General features: G+C 67.7%; 14 protein-coding genes. 10 read left to right on the top strand and 4 right to left on the bottom strand.

The window, feature by feature from the left end; genetic code table 11:
- Positions 1-32 precede the first annotated feature (32 nt).
- The 3 genes from MPSD_RS01115 to MPSD_RS01105 all read left to right on the top strand — a co-directional run bounded on the left by MPSD_RS01115 (position 33) and on the right by MPSD_RS01105 (position 3657).
- Positions 33-470 (top strand): lipoprotein LpqH, encoded by a 438-nt coding sequence (locus MPSD_RS01115; RefSeq protein WP_081435807.1) that lies wholly within the window; start codon positions 33-35, stop codon positions 468-470.
- Positions 471-553: 83 nt separating this feature from the next.
- The gene (locus tag MPSD_RS01110; protein ID WP_020785296.1) at positions 554-2287 is read left to right on the top strand and encodes a hypothetical protein; all 1734 of its coding nucleotides are present in this window, start codon (positions 554-556) and stop codon (positions 2285-2287) included.
- Positions 2284-3657, top strand: coding sequence for a CHAT domain-containing protein (locus MPSD_RS01105; RefSeq protein ID WP_086085086.1), 1374 nt, complete (start codon positions 2284-2286; stop codon positions 3655-3657). Before MPSD_RS01110 ends, MPSD_RS01105 begins: the two co-directional genes overlap by 4 nt.
- A gap of 3 nt (positions 3658-3660) precedes the next feature.
- Here MPSD_RS01105 and MPSD_RS01100 read toward each other — a convergent pair whose 3' ends face one another.
- On the bottom strand, positions 3661-4104 hold the full coding sequence (locus MPSD_RS01100; protein WP_020785298.1) for a hypothetical protein: 444 nt from the start codon (positions 4102-4104) through the stop codon (positions 3661-3663).
- A gap of 84 nt (positions 4105-4188) precedes the next feature.
- Between MPSD_RS01100 and MPSD_RS01095 the strand changes: the two genes are divergently transcribed.
- From MPSD_RS01095 to MPSD_RS01075, 5 genes are all read left to right on the top strand, one after another.
- A complete protein-coding gene (locus tag MPSD_RS01095) occupies positions 4189-5520 on the top strand; it encodes a hypothetical protein (RefSeq protein WP_036426023.1) in 1332 nt (443 codons plus the stop codon).
- Positions 5517-6671: a hypothetical protein gene (locus MPSD_RS01090; protein ID WP_020785300.1), complete on the top strand. Its 1155-nt coding sequence runs from the start codon at positions 5517-5519 to the stop codon at positions 6669-6671. The genes MPSD_RS01095 and MPSD_RS01090 overlap by 4 nt, the downstream gene beginning before the upstream one ends.
- Positions 6672-6711: 40 nt before the next feature.
- A complete protein-coding gene (locus MPSD_RS01085; RefSeq protein ID WP_086085085.1) occupies positions 6712-7809 on the top strand; it encodes an NAD(P)H-dependent amine dehydrogenase family protein in 1098 nt (365 codons plus the stop codon).
- Positions 7810-7921: 112 nt separating this feature from the next.
- The gene (locus MPSD_RS01080) at positions 7922-8617 is read left to right on the top strand and encodes a cutinase family protein (RefSeq protein WP_020785302.1); all 696 of its coding nucleotides are present in this window, start codon (positions 7922-7924) and stop codon (positions 8615-8617) included.
- Positions 8618-8672: 55 nt separating this feature from the next.
- Complete coding sequence (locus tag MPSD_RS01075; RefSeq protein WP_036427032.1) at positions 8673-9650, top strand: SDR family NAD(P)-dependent oxidoreductase; 978 nt, start codon at positions 8673-8675, stop codon at positions 9648-9650.
- Positions 9651-9672: 22 nt separating this feature from the next.
- On the opposite strand, the gene MPSD_RS27950 is transcribed toward MPSD_RS01075, so the two are convergent.
- From MPSD_RS27950 to MPSD_RS01065, 3 genes are all read right to left on the bottom strand, one after another.
- Complete coding sequence (locus tag MPSD_RS27950) at positions 9673-9810, bottom strand: hypothetical protein (protein WP_020730974.1); 138 nt, start codon at positions 9808-9810, stop codon at positions 9673-9675.
- Positions 9811-9845: 35 nt separating this feature from the next.
- Positions 9846-10229: a PPOX class F420-dependent oxidoreductase gene (locus tag MPSD_RS01070; RefSeq protein WP_012396762.1), complete on the bottom strand. Its 384-nt coding sequence runs from the start codon at positions 10227-10229 to the stop codon at positions 9846-9848.
- Positions 10230-10329: 100 nt separating this feature from the next.
- Entirely contained in the window at positions 10330-13506 is a 3177-nt protein-coding gene (locus MPSD_RS01065) for an ATP-binding protein (RefSeq protein WP_086085084.1), read from the bottom strand.
- A gap of 132 nt (positions 13507-13638) precedes the next feature.
- Here MPSD_RS01065 and MPSD_RS01060 point away from each other — a divergent pair, with 132 nt between their 5' ends.
- Both MPSD_RS01060 and MPSD_RS01055 read left to right on the top strand, forming a co-directional pair.
- Complete coding sequence (locus MPSD_RS01060) at positions 13639-13950, top strand: hypothetical protein (protein WP_011741941.1); 312 nt, start codon at positions 13639-13641, stop codon at positions 13948-13950.
- Positions 13947-14525 carry a carboxymuconolactone decarboxylase family protein gene (locus MPSD_RS01055; protein ID WP_020785306.1) on the top strand — a complete coding sequence of 193 codons (579 nt, stop codon included), beginning with the start codon at positions 13947-13949 and terminating at the stop codon, positions 14523-14525. Before MPSD_RS01060 ends, MPSD_RS01055 begins: the two co-directional genes overlap by 4 nt.
- The last annotated feature ends 5 nt before the right edge of the window (positions 14526-14530 follow it).

Below are 14530 nucleotides of genomic sequence, written 5' to 3'. Positions count from 1 at the left end.
TGAAACGTGTTATCGCGGCTGCGATTGGAACCATTGGCTGCGCATCGGCGCTGGTGGGCTGCTCCAGCGGCGGCCACTCAGCCAGCCCGGCATCAAGTGTCTCCACCGGCGGTGGCGGAACGCAGGTCCAGGTGGGCGGCACGAATCTTCCTGGCCTGGACCCGGCCTCGGTGACCTGCGTCAAGCAGGGCGGCAAGATCGACATCGGTAGTGGCTCCGCCGGCGGCCAGCAGGCACTGGCGGTGGTGATGACCGATGAGGCCACTCCGCGAGTCGAGTCGCTGGCGCTTGTGGTGGACGGCAACGCATTGTCTGTCACCGACAACATGGGTGCCAAGGTCGGCTCGGCCAAGGTTGCGGTGGAGGGCAAGACCTACACCATCACCGGCCAGGCGCAAGGTGCCGACATGAAGAACCCGATGGCCGGAATGATCACCAAGGACTTCAGCATCAAGGTGACGTGCGGCTGATGCAGGGGGCACCGGCCGGTGGGCAAGCATCGCTTGTCCACCGGTCCGGTCTGTCGCGGTCAAAACGGACTTATGATGCAGCCGTGTCGATCTCCGGCGATCTCGAACACGCCCGGCACCTGGCGTTGGCCGCGGACGAGGACGCGGCCCGGGAGCTGCTGATCGCGCTGCTGCCGCAAATCGAACAAGCCGATCGCGATGACCTCGCACTGCAGGTATTCGCGCAGCTGGGCGAGATCTACCTGGTCCGCGGCGCGACCGAGGGCGTGCGCGAGTGCGTCCGGCGCATTCGTGACTGCTTGGCCAGCTACTCGAAGATTCTCGACGGTACCCTGCCGGAGGCGGCCGCCCAGATACAGCTGTCGGACACCGAAGTCAGGCACCTCATCTGCCGCTATTCCCAGCGCGCCGCCCTGCTGCAGATTGGCCTGTGCGCGGCCGAGGGCGATCACGAAGGCGCCGCGCGGCAACTCACCGCGCTGGCCGACTCAGCCGGCGCGGAGTTCCCCGACCTTGCCGGTGAGCACCGGCTCCTGCTCACCCACGCCCGGATTCTGTGCGCAAGCGCGTTGTGCGACGACGATCTACACACCCACGCGGTGCCGAATTGGGAATCCGTGCTCGAAACGCTGAACCGGCCGGACACCGGTTCCGACGCCGAATACTCCGATCACCTTTGGGTGTACGGGGCCACCGCATACGGCAGGTTCTGCGTCGAGACAGGACGATTGTCGGAGGCCGAACCGTGGCTGCGACGCGCCGGGGCCCGCGCTCAGGCCAGGGGATGGGAATTTGCCTTCGCCAGAACACAATTAGAACGAGCGGCGGCGCGCTGGGTGGTCGGCGACCACGCGGCCACCGAGCAGCTGGTCTCCGAAGCGGAGCCGATCATCTCCCGCTACGCGCGCGCACACGATGTCGCCCGCTGCTGGCTCTACCTTGGCCTTACCCGACTGGCCAGCGGTGCGCTCGAGGTCGCCGACCAATGCTGGGCGAACGCCGAAAAGCACTGGCGTGACCTGGGAAGGCCCCTGTACCTGCACCGCATTCTGCTGCAGCGCAGCTGGATAGCCATCTTTTGGGGCCGCTTCGCGCAAGCCGTGGAGATGATCGCGCAGGCGCGGGAACTGCTCGACTCATCGCCTCGCAGCAGCTGGCTTCAGTACGCCCAACTCGACAGTCATCTGGGCACGGTGTGGCGGGCAGACGCGCTGGCGGACTTGGGGTTCGACGGCTCAGGCGATCCGGAGGAGACACTGCAGCAGACCGAAGCCCGCCAAGCCGAGTCAATCGGCCTGCTGCACGGTGAGATCGGCACCGAGGGGTACTGGCGTGCGATGAGCAAGCTGGAACAGGCCGCCGAACTCAAGGTTCCCGCGGCGCTCGCCGTCGACTCGGTTCGCTATTCGATCGCTGACGCTGACGCGAGATCACGCTGGGCAAGCCATGTCTCGGCCCCGATTCTGGCCGGCGCGTTCGCCGTCGCCTGGGAGTGGGAAAATACCGAGCTGATCAGTGAACTGGTCGAATACCACAGCGCCCGAGGAACGTTTAGCCCCGCTCCGCCACGCGAAGCCATGGGCGAGTGGGCATCGACCGCCACCGCGCCGGCGTTCGTCGACACCGACGAACCGGCCGCCGCCGCAGCGGGGACGTCACGGCAGGGGGCGAACTCGTTGACACGCCTGGGCCCCTTGCCGCCCTTGCAGATGCAACCGGACGCCCCACCGATCCTGAGCCACTATCGCGCGCTGGCGCTGCAACGCTACGGTCGCGCCGTCACGTCCGCCGAGCCCGTCTGGTCCACCTGGCCATGAACGACTCGGACCGCCCCACTCTGGTGCTGCGTTACGCCGACGTCGGGATCACCACCTACGCGAGTCTGCGCGTGGTCGGCCAACCATCCAGAACCGTCAACTGGGTGGTGGACGAGCCGATCCTGCTGGCGGCCTTGGCCGAACTGACCGACGCACTACCCGAGCCCCACGGCAACGAGGACCGGCGCGAGGCCATCGAACGCGCACTTTGCTGGGGCCCATTCGCAACGCGGGACAGCGAACTGACGGTCGCGTTCATCCTGGGGGTACTGCTGATCGGCACGCCCGGATGGCAACTGCTGACCGAGTGCGCGGCATCGCCGCGGCCGGTGCTGTTCATCTCGCCCAGCGCCCGGCTGGCGCGGGTGCCCTGGGGGCTGCTGGCGTTGCCGACCGCGGGGCCCACCCGGGAAGAGTTGGTGCGGGCTCGCCAGGAGGCGATCACCGCCAGCGGCCGAGCGGCCGCCCGGATCCCTTGGCAGTTTGCCGACATCACCGAGTACACCGATGGCTACCGGCTGATGGAGTTGGTCGACATCCTTCTGGCGGTGCCCCAGAACATCGTGCACTCCGCGCGCGTGCCGGCCCGATGGGCCGCCCGCAAAGACGGCCCGCCGATACTCATACTCGACCCGCGCGTGCCCGGCCAGCGGCCCGACTCGGCACTGGGATCGGTGCTGGGCAGGCCGTCGGAGGAAACCCCGCTCGCCAGGCATTTTGCCGAACTGATGCGACGTCGCCCCGTGTTGCCGGCGGTCGACTCGCCCAGTGAGCTGTTCCGCCGCAGGGATACCGACCGGGACTGGCTGTCGAAATTGCTGGTGCAACAACCAAGTCGGCTCTTGTACGTCGGGCATGCCAGTTCGGCCGATAGCGAGGGTGGGCATGCCGACCATGCGGCGCTGCATCTGGCGTGTGGTGCCGCAATACCCGGGGATGCCCCCGCAATCGGCGACCACCGGCCGCTGACCGCCTCGGATCTGATGGCGCTGCGGATGTCGATGCCACCGCGGGTGGCGCTGCTGGCCTGTGCCTCCGGCGGCGACTACCAATTCGATGAGGCAACCGGACTGGTGGCGGCGACCATCCTGGGCGGGGCGCAGCTGGTGACCGCCACCCTGTGGTCGCTTCCCACCACCGCGGCTTATCGGCAGTTCGTCGCCGAGGACGGCGATCCGGCAGACCCGATGACCGACCCGATGACCGAGATCGTCGCCGCGATCGATTCGGCCCACGAGGCCGACGAAGCCGGGTGCGCCGTAAATCGCTGGCAGCGCGCCCAAATGCGACGCTGGCGTGACGGCGAGGCCAGCGCCAGTCCGTTGTATTGGGGTGCGGTGGTCAGTTTCGCCGTCGACGGGGCACGCTGATGGTCAACCGATGGCCAGACCCCTGGCGCGAACGGCCAACACGTCATCGGGCAGCGAAAGCTGTTGGCGGTCGGCGGGATCAAACGCCACCAACACCACCAGTCCGGGGCGCAATGTCGCCGTGTCTGTTTCCGTGTCGTCCTGCACTAGTCGGCCGATGAAGGTGTCGCCGTGCACGCTGGCCACTTCGATCCAGATCTGGCGCTCACCGTCGCCAGGTTCGGCCTCGCCGCCTTCGACCGTGCGCACCGTACCCACTCCGACCGTCCGAGCGACCCCCGGCATCCGTCGTGCCGCGTAGCTGGCGTGGCCGATGAGACTCACCGTGGCCAGAGCAAACCCGATCCCGGCCAGTGCGATCCGGAAGTCGCGCATCACCAGGTACCACAGGGTGGTTGCGATCAGCGCAACTTCGGCGCCGATGGCCAGCATCTTGGGTTTGCTCATAGCGCCAGCCTCGCGGGGACAATCGGCTACCGAACCCAACTTTGGGAATATCAGTATCCGCGTCAATGCCCCTATCCTGTTGACATGTGCGCGGATCCACAGTTGACGACGACCGTAGCGGTGGGCAGTCCCCGCCGCGCGGTGATCGATCAGGCGTGGCGCGCGATCGGCCCCGGGGTCGAACTGCTCAGCAGCGATGACGGCGGTCCGTTGAGTCGCACCGTCAAGCGCATCATCGATCCACTGGTGCTGCGGTTGCGGTCGAATCCCCAGTATTCAGCGCCCGTCGTCGACCCGGCCACCGCGACGTTGATGCACGACGCGATCCTTGGCAGCGCTGTCCAATTATGCTCTGCGGCATCGTGGTTCGATGTGCTCAAAGCCGAGCGGCGCAAGCTGCGGATCCGCAGCGGAAACGCCCAGGAGTTGTACTTCCCGGTGTGCTTCGAGCTGGCGATCACCAAGGGCCCGCCCGCGGCCGGTGATCGTGAAACCCCGGCGACGGTGCTGCACGAGATCCATCAGGGGCGCGACCGCACCGCGATCGAGGTGTTGCATGAATATCTGGCAAGTCCGGAAGTGGTGGCCGCGCTTACCGATCAACTCAGTCGAAGCTGGCGCGACGTGCGGGCACCGGATTCGACCTGCCGCGCGGCGATCGATGCGTTCCGGACCGCACTGGGCACGGCGCTGGGCCCCGCTCCCAACCACGGTGCCGTCATCGCACGCCAGCGCGCCTGGTCGATGCTGGCCGGCTCCACCACCGCATACGACCTCGGCGCACTGGCGCGCGTCGAATCTGGCGAGCTGCCCTGGTCGATAGTCGCACTGGGCTTGAGTTCGGTTGCGCCACAACAACCCCCCACCGTCAATGCCGGCTCCGCCAGCGACCGTCCCCTGGACCGGACCGTGGTGGATCGGGTGCGTGCCACCCTCCGCCGCGCCCTGGACCGAGATGCGTTGCCAGACATCCCCTTACTGTGCGAGGAGGAAGTCGACCGGGCCTGCGCCCCATGGGGCCTGCTCGGCGACGACAAGCAGGCGACCCTGGTGGCCGGGATCGAAGTCGCCGTCGAACTGGCCCCCTTGGACCGAACCATGACCAACCGCTACGCATTGGCCGCGCAGATTCAGTCGCGGCTGCGCAAAGAGGCCTACGTGCTGCACGCCCGCCGCTACCTTGCCGACGGCGGGCCGATTCATCCACGACAACGTCAGGTGGTCGACGACTTGGCCGCCTACGCCCAGCCCTACCTGAGCCGACTTTGGGCACGACTGCACGGGCGCGATGTCTGGCAGGAGCCCTGCGCGGACGTCGACGACGTGCGGTCGCTACTCGACAGTGTCGCGCGTTCGGTGAGTCTCGACCATCGGCAGCGGATCAAGTCGATGCTGGAATTGCAGGTGGCCGGATGAAACTGGTGGCCGAGTCAGGATTGTGGAGCACCGGTGCCACTGGCCCCGACGAGCAACTCCCGGCGTCTCCACTGATTGCGCTGCTGGAAGTCAGTGGGGCGGTGCTGTCCTGGGTCATTGATGACCCGCGCGGGGAGGCGGCCACCCGCATCACCTTCACCGACGCGGCGCGCGCCGACTGGCTTTGGCGTGTGGTCGGCGAATCCGGACACGTCGCGGTGCTCTCGGCGGTGGCCGGGCACCCGGCGGGTGACGTCGACCTCCGCGGCGTCGACCTCATCCCGGGCTCCGCCGCCGGCCTGCGACGCCTGGCCGTCGGCCATTGGCTGCGGCGCTGGTGGCCGGCCAGTCAACGCGACGACATCGCCGGGCTGGACCGGGCGCTGCTCGACGTCGAGGTCGCACTGCTGACGGTCGGGGCACAGGGCTTCTTCACCGACGACACCCTGGATTCGGACGTCGCCGAACTGCTGGCGCCGCACGCCGGCGCCCTGACCGCACATGTCCGGACCGATGATGCACGCATTCGCGCACTGGTGCGGGCCGGGGCTCATCTTGCCGACGAGGTGGGCACGGACGGCGCCGGCTGGACGGAACTTTCTGCCGCAATTGATGATTCATCGGTCGCGGTGACGATGCCGACGGGACGGCGCGACGACTATGCGCTGGCCGCCGGCGCCGGGCAAGGCCCGCGCGGCGCGGCGTCGATCGGCCGTGGCGTGGCGTCGATCAACTGGGACGGAGTACCGCCGGCGATATTCGATGCGGCCGAAGACACCGTCGACTGGACGATCGAGCCCGGCGGACCGGCCGGGTCCGCCGTTGTCGCCGTCGTGCGGGCCGCCCTCATCGGAGCACAGCCGGCCACCGACGTGCCGGTCCGAGTGCGCTCCGGTGAGGCCAGCGGCACCGGCGCGCTGGATGCCGGCGGCCGGGCCACGGTCGCACTCGTCGACGCGCAACGGCGCGCCATGACCCAGACCTCGGCATGGGACCACAACTGGGCCGCCACGTCGGTAGTGATCGGGGCCGACATCGCGGAATCACGCCAGACCCGCGACCGGGTGCGCCGCTGGGTGCGCGACCGGCTGGACCGGCCGCCACCGGACGCTTTTCTGGCCGAGATCCTGGCCAGTGAGTCCGCCTACTGATTCCCCCTCGAAGATCCGCCCCGATTCTTATGCTGAGCGAGTGCCAAACAGTTATCGGGTCGTGCAATGGACCACCGGAAACGTCGGCAAGAGTTCGCTGCAGGCGATCGCGACTCACCCCGCGCTGGAACTGGTGGGGTGCTACGCCTGGTCGCAGGAGAAGGCCGGGCGCGACGCCGGCGAACTGTGCGGCATGGCACCGCTGGGCATCACCGCCAGCAATGACGTCGAGGCGCTGCTGGCCCTCAAACCGGACTGCGTGGTCTACAACCCGATGTGGATTGACGTGGACGAACTGGTGCGCATCTTGTCGGCCGGAGTGAATGTGGTGACCACGGCGGCGTTCATCACCGGGCACAACCTGGGCGCCGGCCGCGACCGGATTCTGGCGGCCTGCCGCCACGGCGGCTCGACGATCTTCGGATCCGGCGTCAGTCCGGGGTTTGCCGAACTGTTGGCCATTGTGTCGGCGATGGTGTGCAACCGGATCGACAAGGTGACCGTCAACGAGGCCGCCGACACCACGTTCTATGACTCCCCCGCAACCGAGCGGCCGGTCGGCTTCGGCCAGCCGATCGACCATCCGCAGCTGCAGGCGATGACCGCCCAGGGAACGGCCATCTTCGGCGAGGCGGTCCGGTTGGTCGCCGACGCGCTGGGGGTCGAACTCGACGAGGTCCGCTGTGTGGCCGAACACGCGCAGACCACCGCGGACCTCGACCTGGGTTCTTGGACCATTGCGGCGGGATGTGTCGCGGGCGTCCACGCCAGCTGGCAGGGAATGGCGGGCGGCCGGACCATCGTCGAGCTCAATGTCCGGTGGCGCAAGGGACAGACCCTCGATCCGGACTGGCAGATGGACCAGGATGGCTGGGTCATCCAGGTCGACGGAACTCCCACGGTTACAACCAAAGTCAGCTTTCTGCCGCCGCCCTACTTCCAGGCCGAAACGATCGCCGACTTCATGGTGCTCGGGCACATCATGACCGCGATGCCCACCATCAACGCGATTCCGGCTGTCGTTGCCGCGGCCCCCGGCATCGTTACCTATAGCGATCTGGCCCTGACGCTGCCGCGCGGGATGGTGCCCACCGATCGAAATTCGGATCCGAAACTGGGCGCTTCACGAACACCCTGATGTCGGGCAGCCTCGATAGCATTGCGGGGCCGGGCCGCGGCACAGGTTTCACGCTTGGCCACCCTCGGGTATCCGGTTGCCAAGCGCACCAACTCCTAACTCTGGAATAAGCATGAGAAACGCAACATGGACGCGTCGGCTTGCCGTCGGTGCGGCAACGGCGGTAAGCGCGCTGGTGGGAGGGGGAATCCGGGTGCCGTTCGCGGCCGCCGAACCGTGTCCGGATGTCGAGGTGTTGTTCGCCCGCGGCACCGGCGAACCTCCGGGTATCGGCGGCATCGGGGGATCTTTCGTGGCCGCGTTGCGGTCGGATATCGGCGCCAAGTCCTTGGCCGTCTATGCGGTCGACTACCCCGCCAGCAGCGACTTCTCCAGCAGCGATTTCCCGCGGACAGTGATCGACGGCATCCGCGACGCCAGCTCACATATCGAGTCGATGGCGGCCAAGTGCCCCGCGACCCGAGAGGTGCTCGGCGGGTATTCGCAGGGCGCTGCGGTGGCCGGCTACGTCACTTCCGCGTCGGTACCGCCGGGGGTTCCCGCGGCGGCGGTGCCCAAACCCATGGCGCCGGACATCGCTGATCATGTTGCGGCAGTGACCCTTTTCGGCACTCCCTCCGAGCAGTTCCTGCAGCACTACGGAGCCCCGCCGATCACTATCGGCCCGCTGTATCAACCCCGCACCATCGAGTTGTGTGCCAGCGGTGACCCGGTTTGCAGTGGCGGCAACGACGCGGCAGCGCACGCGCTGTACGCCGTGAACGGGATGACCGGCCAAGGCGCGGACTTCCCGGCGCACCACCTGTAGCCGGGCCATTGCCCCCCGCCGCCAGATGGGGCGACTCGCCGTGCACAATCACTGCATGCACGTTCTGGTAACCGGTGGTACGGGGTTTGTTGGCGGCTGGACCGCCAAGGCCATCGCCGATGCGGGGCATTCGGTCCGCTTTCTGGTCCGAAATCCCGCGAAACTGGAGTCGTCGGTCGCCAAGCTGGGCGTCGATGTGTCCGACTTCATCATCGGCGACATCAAAGACCGCGATCTGGTGCGCGAGGCACTCACCGGATGTGACGCCGTCGTCCACAGTGCCGCACTGGTGGCGACCGACCAGCGCCAGACTCAAGACATGCTGAGCACCAACATGGAGGGTGCTCGCAACGTGCTTGGACAGGCCGTCGCACTCGGACTCGATCCGATCGTGCACGTCTCGAGTTTTACCGCCCTTTTCCACCCCGGCCTGCAAACCCTCTCGGCGGACCTGCCGGTGGTGGGGGGATCCGACGGCTACGGAACGTCCAAAGCGCAGGTCGAAATCTATGCGCGCGGATTGCAGGATGCCGGCGCACCGGTGAACATCACCTATCCGGGCATGGTGCTGGGCCCGCCGGTCGGCAACCAATTCGGGGAGGCCGGCGAGGGGGTCAAGGCCGCGCTGGAGATCCGCACGATTCCCGGGCGCAACGCGGCTTGGCTGATCATCGACGTCCGCGACGTGGCCGCGGTGCACGCGGCGCTGCTGGAGCCGGGGCGCGGTCCTCGCCGGTACATGGTGGGCGGGCATCGAATTCCGGTGCCGGAGCTGGCGAAGATGCTTGGCCAGGTGGCCGAGACGCCGATAGTGAGCGTTCCGATTCCCGACAGCGTGCTGCGCGGTGCGGGTTCATTGCTCGATCTGGCCGGCCCGTATCTGCCCTTCGACAACCCGTTCACTGCCGCGGGAATGCAGTACTACACGCAGATGCCGGACTCCGATGATTCGCCGAGCGAACTGGAGCTGGGCGTGACCTATCGGGATCCGCGCACCACGCTGGCGGACACGGTCGCCGCCCTCACCGCCTAGCCCGCGAAGCGCTGGGGCGAGTTCAGTCATCCCCGTCCGGGGGTTGGACGCCATCTGCTTCGGGTGGGGCATTTTTCAGCCACCTGCGCAGCCGAAGCAGTTCGTTGGTCACGATGCCGAGTCCCAGCAGGATCAACGTCACCACAATTACGGTGGTCACGCCTTCTATGGTGGCAGGCTCGGCTGGCCGGCCGACTAGGCGGCCTCGATCTCCAGACCGATGTGCACCTTGTCGATGCCACCACGCACGATCGAATGTGGGTAGAACCACCACGCGTGGTACCAGTACCGCTTCAGCACGGCGTTGTAGACCCGCCTCGTTTCCGACTTGGGCAACACCCGCCCGACCGCCTCGACCGGCTCGCTCTTGGGCTTGCCCAGCGAACCGCTGCGGGCGAGCGTCACCCGCGGTGTATTGCGGATCCGCTTGACTTTCCACGACTCGTCGTCGGTGATCACCAGCAGCCGGTTTCCGTCGGGCACCCCCCAGATCGGGGTAGGTTTCGGGCGGCCGTCCTTAGTGAACGTGGTCAGCAACAGATATTTGGACTTGATGACGTCTTGAAAACTTGGAGCCACGCGCTTCTTCCGCTCTCTGAGTGGGTGTCTAAGGACAGTATCCAGTCGATGCGTCCATTAATCGTGGCGCGCACCACTACAAGGCGCCCGCCCCGGCTCGTCACCGCATCGCATCTGCCCACCCCAGATGTCCGCCGAAGTCCAGCGTGCGCGCCATGTCGCGGTAGCTCTCACGCAAGCGCTGATAGTCGCCGCCGCCACCGCGCGCGCCCGCCAGCGCCGTCCGCATCCGCAGCAGCCAGATGTCGCGCAACGGTTGGGGCCCATCCGGCGGCTCGTCGGCTACCCGCTCGATCGCGGCCTGGGCTTCGGACCAGTCAGCCTCGGTGTCCCGGTCGAGCAGCGTCTCCACCAGAGCATGTGTTGCCGGCAGCCCCCAGCTGAGTAGCTGTCCCTGCCGGTACAGGGTGTCAACGGCCGTGCGCAGCGTCGGTAGGGCGTCGTCACGATCTCCCCGACGACCACGCTCGCGCGCCAGGTAGGCCTCGACGATGGGCAGATCCCCCAGCGAGTAGCCGCGGCGCATCAGCGTGTCCCCGGTATCGGCGAGGTACCCGTATCCGCGGTCGCGCCCGGGCTCGGTGCCCCGCTCCAACAGCGCGATGCCCAGCGAGATTTGGGCCGAGCTCAGCGCGAGGTCATCGCCGGCCTGCTGAGCAATCTGCACCGCCTGCTCGATCTCGCGTATCGCGGCTTCGTCGGGGCTGAACACTCCGAACGCTATTCCCGGATTGTGGACGAACGCGACAACGGTGGCGTAGGCCACCGGGTCGGTGGCGCCGGCGGTCTGCACCGCTTGGTGAACATCGTCGCGCCAACCGGGACGGCCCAGGCAGTAGCGGGCAATGGCCCGCGTCGTCAACGCCAGCGCCAGCGGCGACCCGATCATGAAGTTGCCCTTGGTGGGATCTCCGTCGGCCAGCTGGATCACCAGCTGCGACCAGTGCAGGACATCGAGCCACTGGGCCTGTTCGGCCTTGGCCACAATGGCCGTCAGCGACAGCCCCACCGTCAGGGTTGGATTGCCAATCGACTCGATGAGGCCCATTGCCTCCGACGCCAGTCGGGATCCCTCGTGGATGCGGGCCTGGTAGATGCGATCCATCACCAGCCCGGCCGTCGCGATGGCGAGCGAGGTCTTGTCCCCGGCTGCCAGGCACAGCTCACGCAGTTCAGCGAAGTGCGCATCGGAAATGTTGACGTGGACGCGCCACGCGTAACCGCACAACATGGTGCGGGGCGCGATGCGCTTGACCGATCGGTCCGGGGTGTCGGCGGGTAAGGCATCGGAGATCCTGGTGGCTCGCTCCCAGCTCAGGCGCGCCGCGGCGATGTCGCGGTTCAGTGCCCACTTGCCGGCGCGCATGTGCCAGCGGTAGGCGGCCACCAAATCTCCTGCGGCCTCGAAGTGCTCGGCAATCAGCGCGGCATGGTGGTCGCCCGGATCGGCTTCCGTGTTTTCGAGCGCTTGGGCCAGCCGGCGGTGTAGCTGGGCCCGGTCGGCCCTGAGCTGCGCCTCGTAGGCCACGGTGCGAACCACGGGATGCCGAAACGCGTACTCGGCGCGTGTGGTGAACCGGACCTGGTCGATGAGGTCGGCATCGAGCAACTCGTCGATGCAGGGTTCGATTCCCAGGCCGATCAGCAGATCGGAGCTGAACCGGGATCCGACTACCGCGGCGGCACTGAGCGTCTGTTTGGCGGCCGGACTGAGCCGATCGATGCGGGCACCGATGGCCGCTTGGACGGTTGCGGGCACCCGGATCTCGGCCACATCCGTGCGGCATTGGTAGCTGCCGCGCTCGCCGGTGAGCACGCCGCGTTCGGCGAGTTCGCGGGTCATCTCCTCGGCGAACAGCGGGTTGCCCGCGGCCCGCTCGGAGATGACCCGGCCGATGGTTGCGACCGACGGGTCCTGGCCGAGCAGCTCGGCGACCAGCGTCGACACGTCCGCGTCGGTGAGCGGCGCCAGCGCAATCGTCTGGGCACCCGGCACCAGCTGCAGGGCGCCGCGATACTCGGGGCGATAGGTGAACAAGACCAGCGACGGGGTCTGCAGCATCACCGTCAGAAAGTCCGCGAGCATCGACTCGCTGGCTTCGTCGATCCAATGCACATCCTCGAGGACGAAAACCACCGGTTCGGTGCGCGCCAACTGGGATGCGTTGATCAGCCCGGTCAACCGGCGCCGGCGCGCGTCCGGGTCGATCCTGGGCAGCTCGGCACCCGGAGCGGCGATGCCCAGCAGATCGTCGAGCAGCAGCAGATCCGCCAGCTGGGCGTCGGGCACTCGGTCTCGAACCCGCGCCCGCGCCCGCGCCGCCTCATCGTCGAGCCCACTGGCCTGGCCGACGGCCCGCAGCAGACGCATCATCACCCGGAACGGGACGTCGGCGGCGTGCGACTCACAGTAGGTGTGCACCACGGTGACCCCACGACTTTTCGCCAGGCCGATGGCCTCGCGGACGAGTCGTGATTTTCCGATCCCTACCGGACCGGTCACCCCGACCACCGAACCACGTCCGTGGATGGCGCGATCCAGCATGGTCGACACGGCGGCCACTTCCCACCCGCGCCCCACCAGTGTCGACTCGGCGGTATCGGTTCTTTGGTGTTGGGCGGTCGCGCTGCGCAGCTCCCGCGCCGAGGCCGTGCCCATCCCCTTGACCTGCACCCGCTGGGGCGCCCCGAGCAGCACCACACCCTCGACCAGCCGCGCGGTGGTGTCGCTGACCATCACCCCGCCCACCGGAGCGATCGACTCCATCCGTTGCGCCATGCCGACCTGCTCGCCAACCGCGGTGTATCCCAACGCTGTCGGACCTATCCCGCCGGTGATCACCTCGCCGGAATTGAGGCCGATCCGCAGCCGCAGCTCGACGCCGTCGGTGCGACTGATGTCCGCCGCCAGGCGCGCGACCTCATCCTGGATGTCGAGCGCGGCCAGACACGCGCGCAGGGCGTGGTCCTCCAGGGCCGCCGGTGCGCCGAACACTGCCATGACGCCGTCGCCGGTGAACTTGTCCACCCGGCCGGCGTAGCGCTGCACAACCGTCGACGCACGAGTGACGAGCTCGGCCATGATCTCGCGCAGTCGCTCCGGACCGACGGCCGCCGCGATGTCCATCGAATGCGCCACGTCGGCGAACAGCACCGTGACTTGTTTGTATTCGGCACGGGTATCGGCGGCACCGACCGGTGCGCCGCATTCGTGACAGAACCGCGCATTCTCCAGGGGTTCGACACCGCAAGCGCGGCACACTGTTACGGGCGTCATCCGACCCTCCGCCAGTCCGGCTCCCCGGTTTGGTCAGGCTCCCAGCATAGGGCGACATCGTGGGATGCTGGTGATTCAGGCGCGCCGGTCGCGCGGCGGGCCGATCGTTGCGAGGTCTGCGAGGTGTTCCGGATGTCCGAGCATGGTCGCCATCAACGATTGCAGGACCGGCTGCGCCACGCCGTCCTGTGGGCTCCGGCCGTCACCGATGCGGCGCTGCGCAGGGCCGTCTACCACGGGCAGGACGTGCCCGAGCCGCTGAGCGGATATGTGCAAAAGCTGCGCCGGTACGCCTACCGGGTCCAAGACAGCGACATCGAACAGTTGCGTGGCGCCGGCTACTGCGACGACGACATCTTCGAGATAACCATCGCGGCCGCACTCGGCGCCGGTGACGAGCGCCGGCATGCGGGTTTGTCCGCCCTCGAGCGGGCCTTGCGGTGAGGCTGCCCAGCATCACCCGCGGGCGCCCCGGCCGCCGCCCGGTTTTCGCGCTGGCGCGATTTGTCAGCAGCCGCGAAATCCCCGACATCATCAAGGTCCGCTACTACCGTTCGAGGTTTTTCGGCAAGCCGTTCTTCCAACTCGCGCAGGCGCTGCTGCGCGGCCCTTCCCCGTGGACGATCGGTGAGCGAGAGCTCTTCGCGGCGTTCGTGTCGGCGCGCAACCGATGCCAGTTCTGCGCCACCACTCACGAGGCCGTCGCGGCGGCGACCCTGGATCCGGGCCTGGCCGCGGCGGTCGTCAGCGATTGGCGCACCGCGCCGGTCGACGAACCGCTGCGAGCCACCTTGGGCCTGCTGGACAAACTGACCCTGACGCCCGCCCAGGTGCGACCGGTCGATGTGCGGGCCGTTCTCGACGCCGGTGTCAGCGCCGAGGCGATCCGGGATGCGATCGAGATCTGCGCCTTGTTCAACACCATCAATCGGGTGGCCGATGGCCTGGACTTCGCGCTTCCCACCGGCACCGAGCGCACCCTCAATACTCGGGTACTGCTGCGGCTGGGCTATCGGTGAACGCC

Origin of the sequence: Mycobacterium pseudoshottsii JCM 15466 (assembly GCF_003584745.1) — a bacterium.
GTDB classification, from domain to species: Bacteria; Actinomycetota; Actinomycetes; order Mycobacteriales; family Mycobacteriaceae; genus Mycobacterium; species Mycobacterium marinum.
Note: the sequence above shows the minus strand (reverse complement) of the source record. Positions and strands in the feature narration are given on the sequence as shown.

Coding starts and splice junctions, on each gene's coding strand:
- MPSD_RS01105 (WP_086085086.1), top strand. CDS start 2,284: ATGAACGACTCGGACCGCCCCACTCTGGTGCTGCGTTACGCCGACGTC.
- MPSD_RS01100 (WP_020785298.1), bottom strand. CDS start 4,104: ATGAGCAAACCCAAGATGCTGGCCATCGGCGCCGAAGTTGCGCTGATC.
- MPSD_RS01095 (WP_036426023.1), top strand. CDS start 4,189: ATGTGCGCGGATCCACAGTTGACGACGACCGTAGCGGTGGGCAGTCCC.
- MPSD_RS01090 (WP_020785300.1), top strand. CDS start 5,517: ATGAAACTGGTGGCCGAGTCAGGATTGTGGAGCACCGGTGCCACTGGC.
- MPSD_RS01080 (WP_020785302.1), top strand. CDS start 7,922: ATGAGAAACGCAACATGGACGCGTCGGCTTGCCGTCGGTGCGGCAACG.
- MPSD_RS01075 (WP_036427032.1), top strand. CDS start 8,673: ATGCACGTTCTGGTAACCGGTGGTACGGGGTTTGTTGGCGGCTGGACC.
- MPSD_RS01065 (WP_086085084.1), bottom strand. CDS start 13,506: ATGACGCCCGTAACAGTGTGCCGCGCTTGCGGTGTCGAACCCCTGGAG.
- MPSD_RS01060 (WP_011741941.1), top strand. CDS start 13,639: ATGTCCGAGCATGGTCGCCATCAACGATTGCAGGACCGGCTGCGCCAC.